Origin of the sequence: Pseudoalteromonas sp. SR44-5, assembly GCF_014163675.1 — a bacterium.
Classification (GTDB): domain Bacteria; phylum Pseudomonadota; class Gammaproteobacteria; order Enterobacterales; family Alteromonadaceae; genus Pseudoalteromonas; species Pseudoalteromonas rhizosphaerae.
In genome coordinates this window covers 1-18,764 of record NZ_JACJDT010000042.1, presented here as the reverse complement: position 1 = coordinate 18,764, position 18,764 = coordinate 1, and the positions used below count along the sequence as shown (strand labels likewise).

General features: G+C 40.7%; 16 protein-coding genes. 9 read left to right on the top strand and 7 right to left on the bottom strand.

Annotated features, from left to right (window positions below; translation table 11 throughout):
• Nucleotides 1-161: 161 nt before the first annotated feature.
• Nucleotides 162-359, top strand: a complete 198-nt coding sequence (locus tag H5154_RS17915; RefSeq protein WP_182719166.1) for a CsbD family protein — start codon at nucleotides 162-164, stop codon at nucleotides 357-359.
• A gap of 220 nt (nucleotides 360-579) precedes the next feature.
• A complete protein-coding gene (locus H5154_RS17910; RefSeq protein WP_182719165.1) occupies nucleotides 580-1,212 on the top strand; it encodes an RpiB/LacA/LacB family sugar-phosphate isomerase in 633 nt (210 codons plus the stop codon).
• A gap of 64 nt (nucleotides 1,213-1,276) precedes the next feature.
• On the opposite strand, the gene H5154_RS17905 is transcribed toward H5154_RS17910, so the two are convergent.
• The 6 genes from H5154_RS17905 to metA all read right to left on the bottom strand — a co-directional run bounded on the left by H5154_RS17905 (nucleotide 1,277) and on the right by metA (nucleotide 10,516).
• Nucleotides 1,277-2,035: a hypothetical protein gene (locus H5154_RS17905; RefSeq protein WP_182719164.1), complete on the bottom strand. Its 759-nt coding sequence runs from the start codon at nucleotides 2,033-2,035 to the stop codon at nucleotides 1,277-1,279.
• 179 nt (nucleotides 2,036-2,214) lie between these two features.
• On the bottom strand, nucleotides 2,215-4,377 hold the full coding sequence (locus tag H5154_RS17900) for a DKNYY domain-containing protein (RefSeq protein WP_182719163.1): 2,163 nt from the start codon (nucleotides 4,375-4,377) through the stop codon (nucleotides 2,215-2,217).
• 166 nt (nucleotides 4,378-4,543) lie between these two features.
• Nucleotides 4,544-5,644 carry an NADH:flavin oxidoreductase/NADH oxidase gene (locus tag H5154_RS17895; protein WP_182719162.1) on the bottom strand — a complete coding sequence of 367 codons (1,101 nt, stop codon included), beginning with the start codon at nucleotides 5,642-5,644 and terminating at the stop codon, nucleotides 4,544-4,546.
• Nucleotides 5,645-5,870: 226 nt separating this feature from the next.
• Nucleotides 5,871-8,501: a methionine synthase gene (gene metH / locus H5154_RS17890; RefSeq protein ID WP_182719161.1), complete on the bottom strand. Its 2,631-nt coding sequence runs from the start codon at nucleotides 8,499-8,501 to the stop codon at nucleotides 5,871-5,873.
• A gap of 10 nt (nucleotides 8,502-8,511) precedes the next feature.
• Nucleotides 8,512-9,579 carry a homocysteine S-methyltransferase family protein gene (locus tag H5154_RS17885; protein WP_182719160.1) on the bottom strand — a complete coding sequence of 356 codons (1,068 nt, stop codon included), beginning with the start codon at nucleotides 9,577-9,579 and terminating at the stop codon, nucleotides 8,512-8,514.
• Nucleotides 9,569-10,516: a homoserine O-succinyltransferase gene (gene metA / locus H5154_RS17880; protein ID WP_182719159.1), complete on the bottom strand. Its 948-nt coding sequence runs from the start codon at nucleotides 10,514-10,516 to the stop codon at nucleotides 9,569-9,571. Before metA ends, H5154_RS17885 begins: the two co-directional genes overlap by 11 nt.
• A 167-nt stretch (nucleotides 10,517-10,683) precedes the next feature.
• On the opposite strand from metA, the gene H5154_RS24070 reads away from it, so the two are divergent.
• From H5154_RS24070 to H5154_RS17855, 5 genes are all read left to right on the top strand, one after another.
• Entirely contained in the window at nucleotides 10,684-11,583 is a 900-nt protein-coding gene (locus H5154_RS24070; protein WP_182719158.1) for a DMT family transporter, read from the top strand.
• A 93-nt stretch (nucleotides 11,584-11,676) separates the two neighbouring features.
• Nucleotides 11,677-13,350, top strand: coding sequence for an energy-dependent translational throttle protein EttA (gene ettA / locus H5154_RS17870; protein ID WP_145241364.1), 1,674 nt, complete (start codon nucleotides 11,677-11,679; stop codon nucleotides 13,348-13,350).
• A 325-nt stretch (nucleotides 13,351-13,675) separates the two neighbouring features.
• Nucleotides 13,676-14,038 carry a PilZ domain-containing protein gene (locus H5154_RS17865; protein ID WP_149982023.1) on the top strand — a complete coding sequence of 121 codons (363 nt, stop codon included), beginning with the start codon at nucleotides 13,676-13,678 and terminating at the stop codon, nucleotides 14,036-14,038.
• Between the two features lie 66 nt (nucleotides 14,039-14,104).
• Nucleotides 14,105-15,013: a histone deacetylase gene (locus H5154_RS17860; RefSeq protein ID WP_149982024.1), complete on the top strand. Its 909-nt coding sequence runs from the start codon at nucleotides 14,105-14,107 to the stop codon at nucleotides 15,011-15,013.
• Between the two features lie 71 nt (nucleotides 15,014-15,084).
• Entirely contained in the window at nucleotides 15,085-15,753 is a 669-nt protein-coding gene (locus H5154_RS17855) for a hypothetical protein (RefSeq protein WP_182719157.1), read from the top strand.
• Nucleotides 15,754-15,757: 4 nt separating this feature from the next.
• Here the strand turns inward: H5154_RS17855 and H5154_RS17850 are convergent, their stop codons facing one another.
• Nucleotides 15,758-17,227, bottom strand: coding sequence for a PLP-dependent aminotransferase family protein (locus H5154_RS17850; protein ID WP_182719156.1), 1,470 nt, complete (start codon nucleotides 17,225-17,227; stop codon nucleotides 15,758-15,760).
• 115 nt (nucleotides 17,228-17,342) lie between these two features.
• Between H5154_RS17850 and H5154_RS17845 the strand changes: the two genes are divergently transcribed.
• Together H5154_RS17845 and H5154_RS17840 are read left to right on the top strand one after the other, a co-directional pair.
• On the top strand, nucleotides 17,343-17,918 hold the full coding sequence (locus H5154_RS17845) for a GNAT family N-acetyltransferase (protein WP_149982034.1): 576 nt from the start codon (nucleotides 17,343-17,345) through the stop codon (nucleotides 17,916-17,918).
• The gene (locus tag H5154_RS17840; protein WP_182719155.1) at nucleotides 17,918-18,520 is read left to right on the top strand and encodes an FMN-binding negative transcriptional regulator; all 603 of its coding nucleotides are present in this window, start codon (nucleotides 17,918-17,920) and stop codon (nucleotides 18,518-18,520) included. The genes H5154_RS17845 and H5154_RS17840 overlap by 1 nt, the downstream gene beginning before the upstream one ends.
• Nucleotides 18,521-18,764: the final 244 nt, after the last annotated feature.

Here is an 18,764-nt window from a genome sequence, read left to right as displayed (position 1 = left end):
GTAGATTTTTTAGCTTATAATCTATTAAAAACTCATCTCTAAATAATAAAAACATTAACCAATTGATTATTAATAATAAAGTTATAATTTAATTTTGGTACAAGCCTTGCTACTTTATAACTGAAAGTAAATTCACAAACCGACATTATAAGGAGCGAATTATGAACAGTGATCGTATCGAAGGTAATTGGAAAGAACTTAAAGGTAAAGCGCAACGTAAATGGGGCGATCTTACTGACGGTGATTTAGATAAAATTGAAGGTAGCCGTAAAGAGCTGGTTGGTAAAATTCAACAAGCATACGGTAAATCGAAAGAAGAAGCTGAGCGTGAAGTTGATGAGTTTGAAAAAGGCCATTAATCAAAAACGCTAGGTAACTACAAAACCGCCTGAGCAGGCGGTTTTTTATTTTTAAACTCAAATAGCTGCTTTCATACTGAAGTTAAACTCAAAGCTCCTATGGTACTTCCTAACCTCTAGCAACTTACACAAATACTAATATTTAATAGATAACAACATTTGCCACCGGTAGCATTGGTATGTAGAATCAACTCAACGTTAACAAAATTGGTAGAGTCAAATGAAAATCGCATTAATGAACGAATTCAGTCAAGCGGCAAAAAACCCAATAGTACTTGAACAGCTTAACACTGTTGCTAATGCACAAAATCACCAAGTATTTAATGTGGGTATGGATGGCGATAACGATCATCGACTAACCTATATTCACCTAGGAATTATCGCAAGCTTACTGCTCAACTCTAAAGCGGTAGATTTTGTAGTGACCGGTTGTGGCACAGGTCAAGGCGCACTCATGGCGAGCAATGCGTTTCCTGGTGTGAGCTGTGGTTATTGTATTGATCCATCAGATGCTTACCTATTTGCACAAATAAACAATGGTAATGCACTCGCTTTACCCTATGCAAAAGGCTTTGGCTGGGGCGCTGAGTTAAATATTAAATATATATTTGAAAAAGCATTTACCGGCGAAAAAGGCCAAGGGTATCCAGCAGAGCGTAAAGAGTCACAAGTAACAAATGCAGGTATTTTAAATCAGCTAAAAGCGGATGTTGCTAAAGATTACTTAAGCGCACTTGAAGCTATTGATCCTGAGCTGATTAAACAAGCGATTGGCGGACCACGTTTTCAAGAGTGCTTTTTCGCACATTGCCAAGACGACGCAATTGCTGCGTTTGTTAAAGCGCGTATTTAATAAAATAGCGCCCTATATTTAAAGGGGAGAACCCTCCCCTTTTTGCATCTAAGATAATTAACTTTTAACTTCCAGTGTTGATAATATCCTGAGATAAAATACGCTTACCATCTTTATATACTTCAAGCCAACCTGGTGGTGAGGTATCACAGCCAATCACTGTAACTTGTAATACGTAGCTGTAACGGCCGTTTTTAAATGTGTAACTATGATTACCGCCACTGCCCTCAAATTCGATCTCACCTTTTAGTAAGACTATATCTGGCTTATCGCTGGTTTTTTTATCAATGCTCCACGACGCATAGCGGAAGTTTCCATCACCTAAGTCATCAATGCGAATACGGTATTTAGCTGTTTGCCAATCTAAAATAGGCTCTACAAAAGCATTAATACTTGGGTGAAGCGCTTGCTTATCAGCTGCTATTAAATTTTTAGCCAGCAATTGTTCTTTAGCTGTTTGGTAATTGATACCGATGATTTTCCCATCCGTATCTACCCAAACGACACCGCTATTTAGCATAATGCCGCGCCAACCTACTTTATCCCAGTCAGTATCGATATTTGAATCAACAATCTGTTTAATAAGCGTCTTATCAAACACGTCATCAAAACGCTCAACTAACTCAGCTTCATTATTAATATCAGGCACTGGATATGTGCGCGAAAGCGGATAACTAATATGTGAGGAAATAGCCGCTTTATCGTGGTTTTTAAATGCTTTTATAAGATCTACAATAGGCTGTTGATATTGTTGTTCAAGCGCAAAACTATTTGCGCTAAACATGAGAGATAAAAATAAGCCGGTATAATATAAAAATTTCATTTAAGTCCTTTATTTTGATGATTCAGTTAATGAACATCATGTTATTTATCTGTTTCGGTTTATACCATTCACAACAACTTTTAGCCATGTTGCCCAAAGTCAATATTGTGTAAATTGATGTAGCGACTAACAAGGAGCAACATACGCCTTTATAGACTCTACAACGTGTTAATTCAATTTTATAAACAAACGATATGACCATTACGAATAGTGAACTGATGATTATCATCAACAAACTGCGCATAACCCATAATTTTAAAGCTAGCGGGATCAGCGTGTTCTACCTTCTTATCACGAAAGTAGACATTATTTTTATCAACTGACACGTTATTACCTATCACTTTAAATGAAGAGACATCCGCATCCATGATTTCACTATCAATAAAAAACACTCGCAGATTATCAATCGCGTAGACTTCATCAAGAAATACGGTTTCATCAGCATTTAAAGGTAAACGGTGCTGATTATGATAAATACCTTGATTGTCTCGTTGAAAAAACCGAGTACTCAGTTGATACGAAGATGCCTCTGCACCACTTAAATAATGTGTTTTATAATAAACATGGCGGTTATCTTTCACAATATCATCATTAAGTATCTTCATATTACTTACTTCAATATCAAGACGGGTTGACTGGTAATAAAGCGTGTTGTTGTCGTGAATAAAATTATGATTTAAAATCGTAACGTCAAGAGGATTAAGTTCAGGGAGTTTTTCTTGATTACAAAAAACAGCTTTTTTATCACGCGAAAAGCCATACTCTAATACCTCAAAGGTATCAGGATCAGCATCTTGTATCGCTAACTCTTGAAAATACACTGTATCAGGCGTTTTTAAAAAACATTCATCTATAAGTACAATATTCTCGGTATTAATATCAAAGATGGTATCTACTATTTCAAAATCATTATCAAAAATATAGACATTACTTTTATCTTTAAAGCGATTGTCATCAAGGGCTTCAAACGTATTTGGGTCGCCTTTATCAAGTAATTCTTGTTGGTAAAATAGTCGATCAGCACAGGCATAGAATGGAAAAATCAGCAGATGCCACTCTTTTGCATTTGCACCAGCAATAATGCCTCTATTTGAGATGATTTTATCATCCACTCTTAATAATAATTCATCAAAAATTTCTGCTGTTTCGTAACCCCCTTTATAAACTACCTCATCTTTATAATAAATATGGGTTTCATCTTTCGCCCAAGTACAATTGATTGAAGAAAAAGAAGCTAAATCAGCGTCAAACGGGTGTTCTTTATCAGCCCAATACAGGGTATCGTTTACGGCAAAGTAATCATTATCGTAATCAACAAATACATCATCACACTGGGCTATTTGTGTAATATTTAGAAAGTCAGTATAAATGCCGTTTTTATCACCAACAAAACTTTGTGAAATATAATAGAAACTCTCAGCATCAAATAGAGCAATACGTAGCCCTGAGCGATAAACCCAGTTTTTATCAGCCGAATAACGTCCATGAATTATGCGAAAAGATGCCAAGTCTGCACCGATAATGGCTTCACCAAAATAATAAACTGTTTGCTTGTCTTTACTATATTGTTGATATGCATCTTGTTCTTTACCATCAATCACGACAAATGATTTAGCATCCGCACCTTTAATAATCTTTGAAAATTCATAAACATGATTTTTATCTTTTGCTAAAGTAGTGGTGATCACTTCAAACGTTGCGGCATCCGCTTGCGAAATAACATCTGCACCACAGACAACAACATGATTATCTTTTGCATAATTAAAATGTAAAACCCTAAAGTCTACTAACGTTAATTGAGGTAATGGTCTGTCGTAGTAATATAGCTTTTCGCCGTCTTGCGTAAATCCTGTTTCTTCATTTACAAAAAATGAAAATTCAAGCTCATGTAACGCAATAGGATATTCTTTTTCATCAATCTCGAGAGTAAAACTTGAGTCATCATTTTGCTTTAGCTGGGCTTTGCAGCCATTAAGCTTACGAAAATGATAACGCTTTTTTGTGGTTGGCATTTGGCTCAAGTCAGTATTTATTTTTTGTCCATAAATCTGCCCGTCAATATAAGTGTATTGTACTGCATCTTTATCATCACAAGGCTCAAATACTAATCCGTCTCGGGTGCGCAAGCAGGTTTGCCCAGTAATCCAATAATAGCCTAACGTTGTCGGAGAAAAATCAATAATAGAGCCATTGTCACTTTCATAAAGCACACAATCTTCAGACTCAATGATGATCTCTAAAGGCAGTGATGGCTCAACAACATTACCCGTTGCCATACTGACAAACACATTATCAAACAAATCTAAGCGCTGGTGGTATTGCGCTTGAAAATAATATTTCATATAACTCTTTTTATTAAACTTTCTTTGATCATAGCTATAAAAGGCAGAGTTATTTGCTGGGATATATACTTATTCAGAGGGTTTTCCTTAATAAGCGTATTAAAAACTGGCTTGAATAGTCAAAGCCTCTCACACTAGAAGATTATCTAGTTATGAGAGGTAGTAATCAATCGCGTATCAGTAATGACTTAAGTTCATGTGGCTGGCAGCGCAAGTATTGCGGCGCGGCTTGTATTGTAACTCCGAGCTCCGCTGCTGCATGCCAAGGCCAACGCGGGTTATAAAGAATACCACGCGCCAACGCAATCGCATCAGCTTTACCTTCGCAGATAATATCTTCAGCTTGTTGAGCTTGAGTAATTAAGCCTACAGCAATAACCGGCATAGAAACGTTATTACTTATTGCATCGGCAAAACCAACTTGATAATTAGGGGCAACTTTAATTTGCTGCTGTGCAGTCAAGCCGCCACTTGATACGTGTATATAATGGCAACCACGAGCGTCTAAAGCTTGAGAAAATACGATACTTTGCTCGATATCCCAGCCATTATCAGCCCAATCACTTGCACTTATACGTACACCAATCATGAAATCATGTGGTAACGCAGCCTTTATAGCATCAAATATTGCCAAGGGTAGGCGCATGCGGTTCTCTAATGAGCCGCCAAATTGATCTGAACGCTGATTACTAAGCGGTGATAAAAATTGGTGCAGTAAATAGCCATGAGCTGCATGAAGTTCTATGCCAGAAAAACCAGCTTTATGGGCACGTTGAGCACTTTTCACAAACTGAGTAATTAATCGTCCAATATCGTCTTGCGTCATTGCTTTTGGTAAAGGAGCTTCATCTGAAAAAGCAAGTTCACTCGGAGCAATAGTTTGCCAACCGTTCTTTATTGCTGGAGCGATAGGCGCACCGCCATTCCAAGGTAATTCAGTTGACGCTTTACGACCTGCATGACCAATCTGCATCACCATCGGAATGTTAGAGTATTGACCTACATTAGATACGACTTCACGCCAAGCTTGCTCACATTCGTCGCTATAAATACCTGAATCGGCGTAAGAGATTCTTCCTTCAGGGGATACAGCGCTCGCTTCAACAATCAATAAGCCAGCACCGGATTGCGCGAGCATACCATAATGTTGATGATGCCAAGGTTGCACCTTGCCTTCTTCTGCGGCATACATACACATGGGAGCAATAATAATGCGGTTTTTGAGTGTTATCGGACCTAATTTTAGTGGGCTAAATAATTTTACCATAGAAAATTCTCAAATAATGAATGTGCAGTAAATCACAAATATAATGTACTAATCATTCTACACCCAAGGTTAGGGGCATACGCAAGCTCATTGAATGTGAAAGTATGATGATATACCGAAGAGCTATCAGGAAAAACTTTGTACAAAAAAAGCGAGCCTAATTTGGCTCGCTTTTTTGTTTTAAACTGACGGCTGATAGCTGATAGCTGATAGCTTACAGCTTCACTTACTCCGGCTCATACCCCAAATTAGGCGACAGCCACCTTTCGGCCTCTTCCAGCGTCATGTTGGTACGTTTAGCGTAGTCTTCAACCTGATCCTTTTGTACTGCCGCTACGGCGTAGTATTTAGCTTCCGGATGTGAAAAGTACCAGCCTGATACCGCAGCGCCGGGCCACATGGCGTATGAGCTGGTGAGCTGCATGCCAATGCGTTTTTCAGTATCAAGCAGCTGCCAGATTTTCTTTTTCTCAGTGTGCTCTGGACACGCTGGATAACCGGGTGCTGGGCGAATACCTTGGTAGTTTTCACGAATGAGATCTTCATTCGCGAGGTTTTCGTCTGGAGCAAAACCCCAATATTCTTTACGCACTTGTTCGTGTAAGTACTCAGCAAAGGCTTCGGCGAGTCTATCTGCCACCGCTTTTACCATTATTTTGTTGTAGTCATCTTGCTGTGCATCGAACGCATCAGCTAAGTCGTCTTCTTCAAGACCGCCTGTTACAGCAAATGCACCAAAGTAATCAGGCGTGCCTTTCGGGGCGATATAATCAGCTAAGCAGTAGTTAGCAAAGTCGGTTTTTTCTGTTTGCTGACGTAAATGGCACGATGTGGTTAATAGTTCAGCGCGAGTTTCGTCTGTGTATATTTCAATATCGTCACCCACACGGTTAGCAGGGAATAAACCAATTACGCCAAGCGGTTGCAAACTGCCTGACTTTTCAAGATCGTCTAACATGTCGTTAGCGTCTTTAAATAAGCTTTGCGCCTGCTCGCCAACCACTTCATCGGTCATGATACGTGGGTATTTACCAGCGATTGACCAGGTCATAAAGTACGGCGTCCAGTCTATGTATTGTCGTAAAGTGGCTATCGAGACATTTTTAAACTCTGTCACGCCCAGCTTTTTCGGCACCGGTGGAGTGTAATTATCCCAATCAAGCTTGGCGGCGTTGTCGCGGGCACGTTGAATAGTAACCGGTTTTGAACGTGGTTTTTTGCGTGCTTGCTGCTCGCGTACTTTGACATATTCAGCGCTGGTTTTTGCTAAAAATTCAGCTTTATGCTCTTTCGACAATAAGTTAGAAACCACGCCTACAGCGCGACTGGCGTTATTTACATAAACCACGCCTTTGTCATATTGTGGCTCGATTTTAACGGCAGTATGCGCTTTTGAGGTAGTCGCGCCACCAATCAATAGCGGTAGTTCAAAACCACGGCGCTTCATTTCTTTGGCAACATGTACCATTTCATCAAGCGATGGTGTAATCAGTCCTGATAAACCAATAATATCGGCTTTTTCATCAATCGCGGTTTGCAGTATTTTATCTGCAGGCACCATTACGCCTAAGTCGATAACTTCATAGTTATTACATTGCAGTACTACGCCAACAATATTTTTACCAATATCATGTACGTCACCTTTAACGGTGGCCATCACGATTTTACCGTTAGTAGCCCCTTCTTCTTTTTCAGCTTCAATGTAAGGGTCTAGGTAGGCCACTGCGCGCTTCATCACTCGCGCTGATTTAACGACTTGCGGTAAGAACATTTTACCTGCGCCAAATAAATCGCCTACCACATTCATGCCGTCCATTAACGGCCCTTCAATCACATGAATAGGCTTATCGGCAGCAGCGCGGCACTCTTCGGTGTCTTCATCGATAAAGGTGGTAATGCCTTTAACCAATGCGTGCTCTAAACGTTTTTCAACTGGCCAAGTACGCCATTCTAAATCTTCAACTCGCTCAGCTTGTGCCATGCCAGAGTATTTTGGTGCCAACTCAACTAAGCGCTCACCTGCACCTGGGTCGGTATTTAAAATAACGTCTTCAACTGCTTTTCTAAGCTCTGCTGGAATATCATCATACACAGCGAGTTGCCCTGCATTAACAATCCCCATATCCATACCCGCTTGAATTGCGTGATATAAAAATACTGAGTGAATAGCCTCTCGCACGGGGTTATTCCCACGAAACGAGAACGATACATTCGACACCCCGCCCGACACTTTACAGTGTGGCAAGTTTTGCTTAATGCGACGTGTACCTTCAATAAATTCAACTGCGTAGTTGTCGTGCTCTTCAATACCAGTTGCTACCGCAAAGATGTTGGGATCGAAAATAATATCTTCTGGCGCAAAGCCAATTTCATCCACCAAAATGCGGTAACTACGCTGACAAATTTCAAACTTGCGATCGGCTGTATCTGCTTGGCCGTCGGTATCAAACGCCATAACCACTGCAGCGGCGCCAAAACGTTTAATAATTTTAGCTTGGCGAATAAATGGCTCTTCACCTTCTTTTAGCGAGATTGAGTTTACAATTGCCTTGCCTTGAATACACTTTAAGCCCGCTTCAATGACTTCCCATTTAGAAGAGTCAACCATAATTGGCACGCGAGAAATATCAGGCTCGGAGGCAATCAAATTTAAAAACTTCACCATGGCGGCTTTTGAGTCCAGCATGGCTTCATCCATGTTGATATCAATAACCTGTGCGCCGTTTTCTACTTGCTCGCGGGCAACATTAAGCGCACTCTCGTAATCTTCTTCCATGATCAAACGTTTGAACATGGCTGAGCCGGTCACATTGGTACGTTCGCCAACGTTGGTAAATACTGCTATTTTTTGTGTCATCTCGGCTACCTTAGTTTAAATTACACGCTTCAAGGCCTGATAAGCGCATACGCACTTCAAGCTCTGGCAATAGGCGAGGTTTAACACCTTCAAGCCCTTTCGCAAATGCCCTGATGTGTGCAGGTGTGGTACCACAACAGCCGCCAACAATATTGATAAAGCCAGACTTGCCCCAATCGATAATTTCTTGCGCCATTTCAGGTGCCTCTAAATCATATTCCCCAAACTCGTTCGGTAAACCGGCATTGGGGTGCACTGAGGTGTAAGTTTCACAAACACGCGATAGTTCTTCTACATATTGGCGCAGTAAATCTGGGCCAAGGGCGCAATTGAGACCAATTGAAATTGGCTTAATATGACGAATCGAATTATAAAATGCTTCGGTGGTTTGCCCTGACAGCGTACGTCCGGAGGCATCGGTTATGGTGCCAGAGATCATCACAGGTAATTTGCGACCGGCTTGCTCAAACGCTTCTTCAACCGCGAATGAAGCCGCTTTTGCATTTAGCGTATCAAAAATTGTTTCTATCAAAATTAAATCAACACCACCTTCCATTAAAGCAAGGGTTGATTCAACATACGCGGTGACTAACTTATCAAACGTGACATTGCGATAACCGGGGTCGTTCACATCCGGTGAGATTGAACAGGTTTTTGAGGTTGGCCCTAAAACACCCGCAACATAGCGTGGTTTTGCTGGATTTTTAGCAGTAAACTCATCACAAATACTGCGTGCTAATTTAGCTGACTCTAAGTTTACTTCACGGCTGATGCTGGCCATATCGTAATCTTCCATCGAAATTGTAGTCGAATTAAAGGTGTTGGTTTCGATAATATCGGCACCTGCATTTAAAAAACCACGATGAATATCAGCAATAATTTTTGGTTGTGTAATGCTTAATAAATCATTATTACCTTTAATTAGCACATGCCAGTCTTTAAAGCGCTCGCCACGGTAATCGTGTTCTTCTAATTTGTGTTCTTGGATCATGGTACCCATAGCACCATCAAGAATTAAAATACGCTGTTTTAACGCTTCAATTAACTCGGCGCTTTTGTTTTCTAAATTATTCGGCATAGTTGTTAGTCCTTACGGCTTGGCTAACTAAATTAATATCATAGGGTGTGGTTTGGTACACATAATAATTTAACCAATTCGAAAACAGTAAAAAGGCATGGCTTTGCCAAGTTTTCGACGGTTCGTTATCTGGGTTGTTCTCTGGAAAGTAATTTTCAGGCAATGGCGCATCAGGGCCTTTTTCTAAATCGCGCTGATATTCGCCTTTTAAAGTGTCTGCATCATACTCAGGATGCCCGGTAATATACACTTGGCTGCCGGATTTATTTTTTATTAAGTAAGCGCCTACTTGCTCTGAACCTGCCAGCACAACTAAGTCATCACAAGCGTTGATTTTATCAATATCAATATGACCATAACGCGAGTGCGGCACTACAAAAGTATCGTCAAAACCACGCGTTAAGGCTCCATGTTCAAAGTAACACTTATGGGTAAACACGCCACAGAGCTTATTTTCTTTTAGTTCACGTTTTAAATTATGATGATGAAATAAACCCGCGTGAGCCGCCCAACACGAAAATAATGTTGAGGTTACATGCTGCTCCGCCCAATCTAAAATTACTTTTAGTTCATCCCAGTAGGCTACATCGTCATATTCTAAATGTGCCAATGGTGCGCCGGTAATGAGTAATGCATCGTAATTGTTGTCTTTCACTTCAGAGAAATAACGGTAAAAAGTGTCTAAATGCTGCTCTGAATTGCTACTGCTGCGATGAGTGTCTAAACGTAGTAGCTCTACATTCACTTGTAAGGGTGAATTAGCGAGCAAACGAATAAATTGCACCTCGGTTTCTACCTTATTAGGCATTAAGTTTAAAATCGCCAAGCGCATCGGACGGATCTCTTGGGTTTTAGCGCGGCTTTTTGGCATTACAAATACGTTTTCTTGACGTAACTTCGCAATTGCGGGCAATTCATCTTTAACGGTAATAGGCATACTCATCTCCAAGGCATAATTAACCAATGGCTAATTATGAACGGATAGCTGGAAATTTCAACCTCTAGATGTTTAGATGTCCAAATGAATTTATTTTAGCTATTCTTTTGCATTCTAAAAACCGCTCGCCATAATGCGCCTGTTGATTTTATTTTAAGGTGGTAAACGTGATTGATTGGCTAGGCTTTGGAGAACTTTTTGCTATATTAGCAGCTATTGTTTGGGCGCTTTCGACCATTTTATATAAAGGTTTTAGCCATCACTTAACGCCTATGCAGCTAAACATCAGTAAAGGCGTGTTAGCAAGTGCCATGATGTTAGCTACTATTGCGATTACTCAAGACGCTGCACTACCACATCATCTGACAAGCTGGCTTTGGCTAATTGCTGGCGGGGTGATTGGGATTGCGATTGGCGATAGCGCCTATTTTACTGCGCTGCGAAATATTGGCCCTGCTCGCACGTTAGTTATTGAGTCCCTTGCTCCAGCCCTTGTGGGGGTTTTTAATATCCTGCTATTAAATCATTATTTATCGCCATTTGCATGGTGCGGTATTGTACTTACAACCATTGGCGTAGTAATAGCAATCAAGCCTGAAAAAACATTGCCACAGGTTGATCATCAACATTATCGCAAAGGTGTTTTATGTGCCCTTGCAGCTGCTATCTGCCAAGCGCTCGGTATGGTGATGTCTAAAGGCGCACTCAATAATGAGCATATGAGTAGCTTATGGGCGGCATTAATTAGATTAGCAGCCGGTACGATGACTGTGGCCTTAGTTGTTGCAGTGTTTAAAAGCAGTGAATTTAAACAAGCACTAACTCTAAGGGGAATTAGCGGCAAACAATGGTTTTTTGCGGCTGTGTTTTTAGGCACTTTCCTCGGTTTATGGCTTCAACTTGGCGCAGTTAAATATACCGATCCAGCCATTGCACAAACGATTTTCGCAACCGCGCCATTAATTGTAATGAGCATTGGTTTTATAAAGCGCGAGCCCGTTACCAATAAAATGTTAATAGGCGGCTTGCTTGCTTTAATCGGTGTAGGAGTATTGCTCGCGAATTAGCACATTGTTATTTGGTTGATTCGTTGACTGTTTCACCTATCAACCACTACAATACAACATTGAAATTTTTATTATTATTTGAAGGCTCCTTCCATGGTTTTACCTGATAAGTTTATTTTCTCGATGAGTCGAGTATCTAAGGTTGTGCCACCTAAGCGCACTATCTTAAAAGATATTTCTTTGCATTTTTTCCCGGGCGCAAAAATTGGTGTACTTGGTTTAAACGGTTCTGGTAAATCAACGTTGCTACGTATTATGGCCGGCCTTGATCAAGAGTTTGAAGGTGAGGCATATCCTCAACCGGGCACTAAAATTGGTTACTTACCGCAAGAGCCTATTCTAGATGAAAGCAAAACGGTTCGTGAAACTGTGGAAGAAGCAGTCAGCGAAGTTAAAAACGCGCTTAACCGTCTTGATGAAGTATATAACGAATACGCGATGGAAGATGCTGACTTTGACGCACTAGCCAAAGAGCAAGGTGAGCTTGAAGCAATTATTCAAGCCCACGATGGTCATAACATCGACAACGTATTAGAGCGCGCCGCAGATGCCCTGCGCTTACCTGAGTGGGATGCTAAAATTGAATTCTTGTCAGGTGGTGAGCGTCGCCGAGTGGCTATCTGCCGCTTATTGCTTGAAAAACCAGATATGCTTATCCTCGATGAGCCGACTAACCACTTAGATGCAGAATCTGTAGCATGGCTTGAGCGCTTCTTGCATGATTACGAAGGCACTGTTGTGGCGGTAACCCATGACCGTTACTTCCTCGATAATGTAGCTGGCTGGATCTTAGAGCTTGACCGTGGTGAAGGTATTCCATGGGAAGGTAATTATTCTTCTTGGCTTGAGCAAAAAGATGCGCGCCTGCAGCAAGAGCAAAAGTCTGAAAAAGCCCGTCAAAAATCAATTGCACAAGAACTTGAGTGGGTACGTTCAAACCAAAAAGGTCGTCAAGCTAAGTCAAAAGCGCGTATGTCGCAATTTACTGAAATGCAGCAGTCTGATTACCAAAAACGTAATGAAACCAACGAGCTATTTATTCCACCTGGACCACGTTTAGGTGATCAAGTTATTGAAGTTAAAAACTTGAAGAAAAGCTTTGGCGATCGCGTGTTAATTGATGATCTAAGCTTTACTGTGCCTAAAGGCGCAATTGTTGGCATTATAGGTGCCAATGGCGCAGGTAAATCAACGCTGTTTAAAATGCTCAGCGGTGAAGACAAACAAGACAGCGGCGAAATTAACCTAGGTGAAACGGTTGAACTGGCAACCGTTGATCAGTTCCGTGGCAATATGGATGACAGCAATACTGTTTTCCAAGAAATTTCAAACGGCCAAGACGTACTAAAAATTGGTAACTTTGAATTCCAAAGCCGTGCCTACGTTAGTCGCTTTAACTTCAAAGGTAACGATCAGCAAAAATTTGTTAAGGACTTGTCAGGTGGTGAACGCAACCGCTTACACTTAGCTAAGTTATTAAAAGCCGGTGGCAACGTTATCCTGCTGGATGAGCCAACCAATGATTTGGACGTTGAAACATTACGTGCCCTTGAGAACGCTATTTTAGAATTCCCAGGCTGCGTTATGTGTATCTCGCATGACCGTTGGTTCTTAGACCGTATTGCAACACATATTCTTGATTACCGTGACGAAGGCCAAATTAACTTCTTCGATGGTAATTACACTGAATATGAAGAATGGCTTAAAAAGACCTTAGGCACTGCGGCTACGCAACCTAAGCGTATTAAGTACAAAAAGATAGGTTAAGTTCTAGGTTCTAAACATTTTTTAAGCCCCACATTTATGTGGGGCTTTTTTTATTAACCTGGAATATAGATCAGAGATTCACGATCCAGAGTTCAGCTTATACCAATCGTGTTAAGTTACTGACCATTTATAGCGACAGATAAATGGAGTGATAACAAGACATAAATTTTGACATGTAGTTGTTCTACATGAAAAATTTATAACGCAGTTAGCGCTTTATTTAGCTCGCTAGAATGGTTAAATATTTAAGTCGATTGGTATTAATTACACATACTGACTAAAAAACAAGCTACACTTAATCCTAATACTCCTAAAAGGAATAATGATGGAAAACCGCCGCCATTACACGCGCATTTTATTTTCAACTCCCGCGCATTTAACCAATAATACCCATAGTTACCCTTGCCAGTTGCTCGATATATCATTAAATGGCGCTCTGGTTAGTCGCAATAATAACTTTAACTTTACAAAAAATAGTAGTGCTATTCTTGCCTTTAAACTCCCGCAAAGTGAAGTAATCATCGCGATGACTGTCACTATTTGCCATATCGAACAACAACATATAGGTTTAAAATGTACCCATATTGATATAGATAGTATTACCCATTTAAAGCGTTTAATTGAGTTAAACCTCGCTGACGATACACTACTGCACCGTGAACTTGAGAGTTTGATCCACAGTGCGTAAAGCAAGTAACTGGATTGAAATTGCCCTGTAGGTTACCCTAGAGAAAATTCGCAACGCAATCTGACTATGGCTCTTAATCAACACTTACCGCTGGTTTATCACCCTAACTATTCGTTTAACTTTGATCCTAACCATCGTTTTGTAATGAGTAAATTTGCCCATTTATACCAACAAGTAAAAGCACTTGGTTTGGCGAATAGCAACCTAATCACACCTGAACTTGGCAGCCCTGAGGCGCTTGAATTGGTACATTGTGATAATTACATTCAAGATTTATGGCATAACCGCTTAGATGATAAAGCGATGCGTCGTATTGGGCTACCTTGGTCAGAACAATTAATGGCACGAACTTTTACCGCACCTCAAGGCACGTTGCAAACTGCCCGCTTAGCTCTTGAGCACGGCATTGCATGCCATTTAGCCGGCGGTACACACCACGCTCACAGCGATTTTGGCTCTGGCTATTGTATGGTCAACGACCTAGCCTTTACTGCACAAACGCTGATTCAATCAGCTGAAGTGACCAATGTATTGATTTTTGACTTAGATGTACACCAAGGCGATGGCACCGCAGCCATGTTACAACACCAACCATATGCATATACCTGCTCGATTCATTGTGAAAAGAATTTTCCATTTCGCAAATCCGCCAGCGATCTCGACATTGGTTTAGCTAATAATATGCAAGATGATGAATATTTAGGGGTTGTTGATGATACCTTGCGCTTTTTACTCAAAGAACTTAACCCTGATTTAGTGCTTTATGATGCAGGTGTCGACATTTGGCAGCAAGATGGTTTAGGTAAACTTGATATTAGCTGGCAAGGCATTGAAAAACGAGATCACTTAGTGTTTAAGCGCTGTATTGAGCACAATACGCCAGTGGCAAGCGTGATTGGCGGAGGTTATGATAGAAATCACTTGCGCCTTGCAAAACGCCACGCAATTGTTATAGAGCAAGCCGCGCTGTTTTAAAAGCAGAGTATAAAACTGCTAAAACAGTATTTTTGACTACACTTTTAATTCATACCTTTATTGAGATCGTTATGCGACTGTTGTTTATTTTGTTACTTGCATTTATGTCGAGTATTGCCAACGCCGAAGAAGAAGCTGTAAAAGAAGAGCTTCCGCCGATTAACCCAGCTTACAATGCAGAGCATGCTATGGTGCTCGTTAATCAAGGCTCGCGTATTTTTGCAGTTAGCCTACCGACTTATAAATTACCTCACGATGTGCAAGTTGTTTATCAAATTGAAAACCCAGATGTCGCTTTTTTAAGCCTGGTACGTGATGCAGAGCTTATTACTATTAAACCACAACCATTTAATATTCAACGCCTAATGCGTGGCGAAGAACTAACAATTACGGCAGATGTGTATGCCGGACACTACCAGCGCGATGGCAGTTTGGTTTATCAACATAGACCTATTGTAATGAGTAAATTACTTTATGCGCGGAAATTAACTGATTTGAACGAATCATCGCAGTGGCAAGAATACGACATGATCACCCTCAAAAATAATGAGCGAATCTATATCCATAAAATAACCCAAGCACCGAGTTTTAATCACCTTATTTATGCAGATTTAACCAATGCCTGTTTACAAAAATTTCGCACATCAAAACGCGTCCCAAATGCTAGCGAATTAACCTATAAATTTGCCAACTGTGGCACCTTAAAGCCGCTCTATTTTGATGTTGAAGGTTTGCAGTAAAACATTATTTACTCGAAAATAGTTGCATAGTTATAAACTTTAACCCTTGCTGCATCTTCTCGCTCGATTGTCCTGCAAAACCAAGCCGAGCATAGCTATAGTTTATGGGTTTTAAGCTACGTACTGAGTTGGTAAAGTAAAACTCGGCTTGGGTTTGTAAATATATACCTTGCTTTGCTAACTGCGCTTTTAAGTGCTGAGTGTCTTTATTAAAGTTGACCCACATCGCCATACCGCCGTCGGGCTTTTTATATTCTATAGGATGCCCAAGTGCTTGTAGCTCTATTAAATAGGCATCCATCGCTTCATAGCGCTGTTTATACAGTTTGGTCATACGCTTTAAATGGCGTTCAAAGCCACCTTCTTTCATCCAGTGCGCCACAGCTAATTGCATGATCACATCGTTCTTATGGTTCATCAGCTGCTTCCACGCAGTTAATTGCGCTAATACTTCAGGCGCTGCGCAGATATAACCGATACGTGCAGCTGAAAACATAATCTTTGAAAACGTCGATAGGTAAATAACGATGCCCGCGGGGTCATCGGCGGCCATGGGTTGTAATGGCTGACAGCGATAATGAAATTCATGGTCGTAGTCATCTTCGATGATCATCACGTTATGAGCATAACACAGTTGATAAATTTGCAAGCGCCGCGTTGGCGATAAGGTCACGGTAGTTGGATATTGGTGCAGCGGCGTTAAGTACAGCATTTTAATTGGATAACATTCTAGCTGGGCTTTTAAATCATCAACACATAAGCCTTCATCGTCTTGTTTTATATCAACTAATTGCGCGCCACAAGCAGCAAATGCTTGCCTTGCTGGCGGATAACCTAACGTTTCGACTGCGACAAAATCATCTTTTTTTATAAACGCTTTTGCGATTAAGAACAGTGCTTCTTGCGAGCCATTGCAGATCAATACGTCGCTTACGTTTAAATTACGCGCTTTGTATAAGTAATCACAAATATGAGCTTTTAATTGCTCGTTACCACTGACCTGCCCATAATGCAGTTGATTGATATCTAAGTGATTACACACATGGCTGACGGAGCGTTTAAATTCTTTTTGTGGGAAACTGGCAAGATCAGGCAAGCCACCAGCAAAGTTATATTTATACGCAGTTAAATCCATTCCAGCAGCGGGCACAGCCAATGTTTTAGCAAATTGATAAGGTTTTGCTTTCAGTATTGGAGTACTTGAGGTACTAACACTACTTTGAATGGGCAATGACTTGGTGATCCGATAACCTGAGCGCTGCCGAGATTCAAGCCAGCCTTCCGCTACTAATAATTGCAATGCATTCATCACTGTATGGCGATTGAGCTGATAAGTGTTTGCCATGACACGCGCCGAGCTGAGTTTTACCCCTGGCGCAAGCTTGCCTTGCATTATGGCACTGCGTATCGCGCTGGCTAGTTGCAAATATTTGGCAGGCTCTGACTCATCAAATTCAATAACTAACGGCTGCATTACGACTCCAAAAACACTCTAAACTGGTCTAGTTAAAAATCTAAAACTGGTTGTTTATTACTGACCAAAGTAGCGTACCTTTGTTATTCATAAATAGCAAAATATGGGGCTTATCATGTTTACAAAACACATTCATCAAACCAATAAGCTGGCTTTAGAGCCACTGACACAAAACCACCTAGAGGGGCTATATCAAGCAGGCCAAGATCCACAAATATGGCGTTGGGTTTTAATGAATTACACCCAAACCCGTGCAACTCTCGATGATTGGTTTATCAATACAGCGCAGTTTAATGCCGAACAACAAATAGTCTACGCCATAGTTGATAAAGTAAGTAAGCAGGTGCTTGGTACTACACGTTTATTTAGGTTAGATAAACAAAATCGCAGCGCCGAGATTGGCCACACATTTATTGCTAAAAAGTGGCAACGTAGTTTTGTAAATACCCACGCTAAATACTTGCTACTGCAATATGCGTTCGAAGAATTAGGCTTAGTGCGTATTGCTTTTAATACCCATGAACAAAACCAAAAATCGCGTAATGCTATAGCACGCCTTGGCGCCCGCTTTGAAGGCATTAGTTATAAAGACAGGTTACTTGCCGATGGCTCATACCGAAACACCGCTCAGTTCAGTATTATAGACGAGCAATGGCCGACAATAAAATCTCAGTTAGAAGGAAAACTATAATGTACCCAGCGGCCCATTTTCAACAACATGATAGTAAGCAATTACAACAGTTAGTAAATAACTATCCACTGGCGACCATTTTAATGCCTAATACACAAAACCAACTCAATGATATATGCCGCGTGCCATTATTATATGACCCAGCTCGCGAAGTTTTTATCGGCCATGTGGCCAAATATAACCCCCTGTCATCATTTGATGGTCAATCAGTGAAGCTATTATTTAGTGGCGATGATTGCTATTTATCGCCCGCTTACGCACACAATAAAACCCTACCTAGTTGGCTTTATTCGAGTGTTTATGTGACAGCTAAAGTGCGTATTGTTAAAGACCAACAGCACAAAGAACAGATCATGCAACGACTAACCGATCACTTTGAGCAACACTTTACTGAGCACGCTACAGATAAATGGCAAATTAATGAGGTACCCGTACAGCAGCGCAAGGCAATGTATCAACAATTAAGTTTTATTGAATTTATTACCATTCATTGGCAGGGCAATTTTAAACTTAGTCAAAACAAGCCAGCTGAAATACGTGCAGCCATAAAGCAAAGTTTAATGTTAGCGGGGAAACTCAGTATTGCTGAGTTAATCAATTAGCGGTGCTATAAAAATGAAAAAAGGCTCCTCGGAGATCTTAGAGCCTTTGGTTAACTTTGAAATAAACTCGGTTAATTTATACCCAAACCACCTCAAGATGCGAGTTTCAGTTGGAATTAAAAAGCGATTTAGGCAAGGCATTGATTGCAAGTAATAGTGGTTCTATTGTTAAAATCAATAACGCAGTATAAATCGCTTTTAAACCAACCCGTTGGGCGTTTCACAGGCACTTACTCTCATCGTT

What these genes read in the sequence shown, in the direction of transcription:
- H5154_RS17905 (WP_182719164.1), bottom strand. Translation starts at nt 2,035, where the DNA reads ATGAAATTTTTATATTATACCGGCTTATTTTTATCTCTCATGTTTAGC.
- metH (WP_182719161.1), bottom strand. Translation starts at nt 8,501, where the DNA reads ATGACACAAAAAATAGCAGTATTTACCAACGTTGGCGAACGTACCAAT.
- H5154_RS17895 (WP_182719162.1), bottom strand. Translation starts at nt 5,644, where the DNA reads ATGGTAAAATTATTTAGCCCACTAAAATTAGGTCCGATAACACTCAAA.
- H5154_RS17865 (WP_149982023.1), top strand. Translation starts at nt 13,676, where the DNA reads ATGGAAAACCGCCGCCATTACACGCGCATTTTATTTTCAACTCCCGCG.
- H5154_RS17855 (WP_182719157.1), top strand. Translation starts at nt 15,085, where the DNA reads ATGCGACTGTTGTTTATTTTGTTACTTGCATTTATGTCGAGTATTGCC.
- H5154_RS17850 (WP_182719156.1), bottom strand. Translation starts at nt 17,227, where the DNA reads ATGCAGCCGTTAGTTATTGAATTTGATGAGTCAGAGCCTGCCAAATAT.
- metA (WP_182719159.1), bottom strand. Translation starts at nt 10,516, where the DNA reads ATGCCTATTACCGTTAAAGATGAATTGCCCGCAATTGCGAAGTTACGT.
- H5154_RS17845 (WP_149982034.1), top strand. Translation starts at nt 17,343, where the DNA reads ATGTTTACAAAACACATTCATCAAACCAATAAGCTGGCTTTAGAGCCA.
- H5154_RS17860 (WP_149982024.1), top strand. Translation starts at nt 14,105, where the DNA reads ATGGCTCTTAATCAACACTTACCGCTGGTTTATCACCCTAACTATTCG.
- H5154_RS17840 (WP_182719155.1), top strand. Translation starts at nt 17,918, where the DNA reads ATGTACCCAGCGGCCCATTTTCAACAACATGATAGTAAGCAATTACAA.
- ettA (WP_145241364.1), top strand. Translation starts at nt 11,677, where the DNA reads ATGGTTTTACCTGATAAGTTTATTTTCTCGATGAGTCGAGTATCTAAG.
- H5154_RS17900 (WP_182719163.1), bottom strand. Translation starts at nt 4,377, where the DNA reads ATGAAATATTATTTTCAAGCGCAATACCACCAGCGCTTAGATTTGTTT.
- H5154_RS17910 (WP_182719165.1), top strand. Translation starts at nt 580, where the DNA reads ATGAAAATCGCATTAATGAACGAATTCAGTCAAGCGGCAAAAAACCCA.
- H5154_RS17885 (WP_182719160.1), bottom strand. Translation starts at nt 9,579, where the DNA reads ATGCCGAATAATTTAGAAAACAAAAGCGCCGAGTTAATTGAAGCGTTA.
- H5154_RS17915 (WP_182719166.1), top strand. Translation starts at nt 162, where the DNA reads ATGAACAGTGATCGTATCGAAGGTAATTGGAAAGAACTTAAAGGTAAA.